Origin of the sequence: Mizugakiibacter sp. (genome assembly GCF_039680435.1) — a bacterium.
In the GTDB taxonomy this organism is placed as follows: Bacteria; Pseudomonadota; Gammaproteobacteria; order Xanthomonadales; family Rhodanobacteraceae; genus Mizugakiibacter.
The window spans coordinates 1-5,043 of sequence record NZ_JBDKSX010000018.1 but is presented as its reverse complement, the minus strand read 5'-3'; the positions used below and the strand labels follow the sequence as shown (position 1 = coordinate 5,043).

Below are 5,043 nucleotides of genomic sequence, written 5' to 3'. Positions count from 1 at the left end.
GGAGCTGCTGTACGGCGAGGAGTTCGAGGCGTTCGCGCGCCAGCACCCGGGCTTCCGCTTCGTGCCCTGCCTCAGCCGCGGCGCGCGTCCCGATCCGCGCCCGCACGACCGCCTCGGCCACGTGCAGACCGTGCTGCCCGAGTTCGCGCCCAGCGCCGAGCACGACATCGCCTACCTGTGCGGCAACCCGAACATGGTCGACCAGACCTTCACGCTGCTGAAGGAAGCCGGCCTGCCGGTGCCGCACATCCGCCGCGAGAAGTACGTGTCCTCGCGCTGAACCGCTCGGGGCGGCGCCGTTGCGGCGCCGCCCCGCCGCGCCCGCTCACGGCGCGGTCGTCTTCACCGCGATCGCCTCGCCGGCCATCAGCGTCGGCGCGCCGGCGGCATAGGCCGCCTGGTTGTACGCGACGACGTCCTTCAGCAGCGCGTTGAACGCGTCCAGCCTGGCGGCGATGCGCGCGTCGACCTCGCGCACCAGATCCTGCAGCGGCGGCGTCGGCGCCTGCGTGCCGAGGCCGGCCAGCGCGTCGGCGGTGGCGTTGGCGGCGCCGTGCAGGTCGGCCAGCGCGTGCAGGTCGTCCTCGAACGCATCGTGCTGCACGCCGGGCAGGTACATGGCGTCCTGCAGCGCCGTCAGCTTGGCGTCCAGCGCCTTGGCCCGGGCGAGGATCGCCGCGTAGCGGGCGCTATCGTCGCCGTCGCCGGCGGCATCCTCGAAGCGCGCCAGCGCGGCGTGCAGTGCATGCAGGCGATTCAGCATGGCGTTGACCGCGCTGGCCTCGTCGCGCGCGTGCAGCGCCGCGGCCAGCGCTGCGCGCTGCGCATCCAGCGCCGGCTTCTGGTTGGGGTCGGCGCGCACCTCGAGCGTGGCCGCGCGCGTCACGCCGCCGGCGCTGACCGCCATCTGGTAGCGGCCCGGCAGCACCATCGGACCCTCGCCGCCGCCGCCGCCCTCGTCGGGATCGACGCCTTCCGGCTTCTTCTCGAAATCGAGCCTGGTCGGGCCGTCGTAGCGCATGTCCCAGACGAAGCGGTTGACGCCCGCGTCGGCCTTGCCCCAGCGCGTCGCCACGACGTGGCCGGCGGCGTCGGTGACGACCAGCTTGACCGCGGTGTGGCCCTGCTTCTTCGCCTCGGCATCGGCTTCCAGCTTCTCCGGCAGCCAGTAGTCGAGCACCGCCCCGTCCGGCGCGTTGGCGGCGGTGAACGCCGGCTCGGCGCCCTCGCCGCGCGACCAGCGCTGGTACTCAGTGCCGGCGCGCGGCGTGAATACGTGCAGCTTCTCGCCGCGCACGCCGTCGCCGGCTTCCGCCAGCGCGTCGAAGTGGTCGAACACGAACAGGCCGCGGCCGTGCGTGGCCAGCACCAGGTCGTCGCGCACGAACTTCAGGTCCCACACCGGTGCGGTCGGCAGCTCGGCGTCGATGCGCTGCCAGCGCGCGCCGCCGTCGCGCGACAGCCACGCGCCCTGCGCGGTGCCGGCCACCAGCACGCCGGCGTGGCGCGGATCGGCGCGCACGACGAACACCGGCGCCTCGGGCAGGCCCTTGTCGATGCGTTTCCAACTGCGGCCGTAGTCGGTGGTCTTGAAGGCGTAGGGCTGGTGGTCGTCGAGCATGTGCGCGTCGAACGCCACGTAGGCGGTACCGGCGTCGCCGGCGGGCGCGTCGATCTGGTAGACGCGCGCCCACGCCGGCGCGCCGTGCGGGGTGACGTTCGACCAGTGCGCGCCGCCGTCGCGGGTGACCTGCACCAGGCCGTCGTCGGTGCCGGCCCAGATCACCTTCGGGTCGGCCGGCGCCATCGCCAGCGACAGGATCGTGTCGTAGGTCTCGGCGCCCGACAGGTCCTTGTTGATCGGGCCGCCGGAGAGCTGCTGCTTGCTCTTGTCGTTGCGCGTGAGGTCGCCGCTGACCGGCTGCCAGTGGGCGCCGCCGTCGGTCGACTTCAGCAGCTTGCTGCCGCCGAGGTAGACGGTGTCGGCGTCGTGCGGGTCGACCAGGATCGGGCTGGTCCAGTTGAAACGGATCGCCTGGTCGGCGGTGGCGAGGTCGTTGATGAAGCCCGGGCTGTGCAGGTAGGGCATCGCCAGCAGGGTCTGGTGGGTCCGGCGGTCGATGCGGAAGATCGCGCCGTCCTGCACGTCGGCGTAGACGATGTCGGGATCGCTCGGCGCCGGTACCGCGTATTCGCCGTCGCCGCTCAGCACGGCTTCCCAGTCGTAGGCGCCGACGGCGCCGTCGGCCAGGGTGCTGGAGGCGCCGCACCAGGCGAAGTTGTCCTGCAGGCCCGTGCACAGGCCGTAGGGCTCGCGCGAATCCGCGGCCACCGTGTAGCTCTGCTCGATCGGCATGCCGTCGAGGAAGCGCCACGATGCGCCGCCATCGAGGCTCAGGTAGGCGCCGCCGTCGTTGCCCTGCAGCAGGCGCTTCGGGTCGGCCGGATCGATCCACAGCGCGTGGTGATCGGGATGCACGCCCTTGTCGGCGAGACTGGCGGTCTTGCCGCCGTCGAACGACTGCCACAGGTTGAACGACAGGAAGTACACGTGGTCGGCGTTGGCGGGATCGACGCGGATCTGCGAGAAGTAGAACGGGCGCACGTCCAGCGCGTAGTTCTCGTTGACCTTGTTCCAGTGCGCGCCGAGGTCGTCGGAGCGGTACAGCAGGCCGTCGCCGCGCTTGGCCTCGACCAGCGCGTAGACGCGGTCGGGCTGCGCGGGCGCGAACGCCAGCGCGATGCGCCCCAGCGGCGCCTTCGGCAGGCCTTCGCCCAGCCGCGTCCAGGTGTCGCCGCCGTCGCTGGAGCGCCACAGGCCGCTGCCGGCGCCGCCGTCCTCGAGGCCCCATGGATGGCGCACCACCTGCCAGGTCGCGGCCAGCAGCACCTTCGGATTGCCGGGCTGGAAGGCGACGTCGATGGCGCCGCTCTTGTCGTCGACGAACAGCACCTTCTTCCAGCTCTTGCCGCCGTCGCGCGTCTCGAACACGCCGCGCTCGGCGTTCGGGCCCCAGGTGTGGCCGAGCGCGGCGACCAGCACGTGGTCGGCATCCTGCGGATCGACCACGATGCGGCCGATCTGGCCGACGTCGGCCAGGCCCATGCGCTTCCAGCTCTGTCCGGCGTCGGTCGACAGGTACACGCCGGCGCCGTCGACGACGTCGTTGCGGATGTTCGCCTCGCCGGTGCCGACCCAGACCAGGTTCGGATTGCCCGGCGCCAGCGCGATCGCGCCGATCGAGGACGTCGCCTCGTGCTCGAAGACCGGCTTCCAGCTCAGCCCGCCGTCGGTGGTCTTGAACACGCCGCCGCCGCCCGCGCCGACGTAATAGGTGCGCGGATCGCCGGCGATGCCGGCTACCGCGGCGACGCGGCCGCCCGCGGAAGCGGGGCCGATATTGCGCGCGGCGAGGTGCGCAAACGGATGCCCTTCCGACAATGCGTCTGGCGTCTGTGCCGCCACGGCGAACGTGGCAAGCGCGAGTGCCAGGGCGGCGGCGAGCGGAGCGGTATACGGTCGTGCGGGCATGGATCCCTCGCGGGTCGGGAAGGCGTGGCGCGCGCAGCGTCGCCACGCCATGGCGGAAGCGCGCAAGCCTGCGCTCCGGCGCTGCGCGCTCGCGTGCCCCAGAAGTCACGTTTGCGCAGCGAGCGGCGGCGCGGGCTGCTAGGCTGCAGACCCGATACGGTGCGCCTGCGCTGCGCACGTCCGCACGCAAGGTTCGCGACACGCCAATTCAGCACGGTTGTGACGACATGAAGCTGCCCACCGTCGTGCCGCCTGCACCCGCGTCCGCGCGCAGGTGCATCCTGCGGACATGCGCCGCGGCGTTGCTGGCAACGCTCGTCGCCGCATGCGCCAGCGTGCCGTCGGCGCCGTACGATGCGCAAGCCGGCGCGCGCGCGCTCGGCGCGCGGCGGCTGGACGACCCGGGGCTGCGCGCGCTGCTCGATCGCTTCGGGCTGGATGCCGCACCCGAAGCGGCGTGGACGCCGGATCGCGTTACCGTCGCCGCGCTGTACTTCGATCCCGCGCTGGCCAGCGCGCGCGCGGCCGCGATGCGCGCGGCCGCCGATGCCGAACGCGCCGTACAGCGCGCCAACCCGACCCTGTCGCTGACCCCGGAAAAGGTCTACCAGGCCGCGGCCGGCGGCGCCGCTTCGCCGTGGACGATCACGCTCGGCCTGGCGTTCCAGTTGCTGCATCCCGGTCAGCGCGCGGCGCGACGCGCCGGGGCCGAGGCGGCGACCGCCGCGGCGGGTTACGACGCTGCCGAAGCGGTATGGGCCAGCCGCAGCCGCGCCGTCGGCGCGCTGCGCGGCGTGCTGCTCGCGCGCCGCGCGGAGACGCTTGCGGCCGAAGCCGCCGCCGCCGACGCCGCCTGGTCGGCCAGCGCGCAGCGCCGCCTCGCCGCCGGCGAGAGCGATCGCAGCGAATGGCTGCTGGCGCAGGATGCCGCTGCGCGTGCCGCCGCCGCAACGCAGGCGCGCGCACAGGCACGCGTCGCCGCCGAACATGCGCTGGCCGGCGCGCTGGGCGTGCCGCGTGCGGCGCTCGCCGACGCCCGGCTGGAATGGCCCGGTCTCGACGCGCCGCCCGCGCCCGACGCGCTGCCGCCGGCCGCGCTGGCCGAGGACGCGGCGTGGAACCGGCTCGACCTGCAGGCGTTGCTGGCGCGCTACCGCGGCGCCGAGGCGCAGTTGCGCGAGGCGGCCGGCACGCGCTGGCCGCAGCTCGGCGTCGCGCCCGGCTACATCTACGACCGCGGCGACCGCAAGTTCAGCTTCGGCGTCGACGTCGAACTGCCGCTGTTCCACGGCGCCGGCGCGACGATCCGCGCTGCCGCTGCCGCACGCGACGAAGCCGCGGCTGCGGTGCGCCAGCGCCAGGCCGCGATCCTCGGCGGCATGGATGCGGCGCGCGCCGACTACGCGGCGCGCGACCGCGGCTGGCGGAGCCTGCGCCGCGCCGCCGATGCGGCCGCGCGCGCGCAGGCGCAGGCGCAGGCCGCGCTCGCCGCCGGCGCCGGCGACCGGCCG

General features: G+C 74.0%; 2 protein-coding genes and 1 pseudogene. 2 read left to right on the top strand and 1 reads right to left on the bottom strand.

Annotated elements, in window-relative coordinates; all coding sequences use genetic code 11:
* Positions 1 to 280: pseudogene (locus tag ABFC67_RS01520) on the top strand (ferredoxin--NADP reductase); the annotation flags it as partial.
* Between the two features lie 45 nt (positions 281 to 325).
* Here the strand turns inward: ABFC67_RS01520 and ABFC67_RS01515 are convergent.
* Complete coding sequence (locus ABFC67_RS01515) at positions 326 to 3,532, bottom strand: hypothetical protein (protein WP_346736269.1); 3,207 nt, start codon at positions 3,530 to 3,532, stop codon at positions 326 to 328.
* A gap of 227 nt (positions 3,533 to 3,759) precedes the next feature.
* Between ABFC67_RS01515 and ABFC67_RS01510 the strand changes: the two genes are divergently transcribed.
* The coding region (locus ABFC67_RS01510; protein WP_346736268.1) for a TolC family protein at positions 3,760 to 5,043 on the top strand (1,284 nt) is incomplete at its 3' end.

Excerpts from the sequence above, each read along its gene's own strand:
- ABFC67_RS01515 (WP_346736269.1), bottom strand. The coding sequence starts at position 3,532 with ATGCCCGCACGACCGTATACCGCTCCGCTCGCCGCCGCCCTGGCACTC.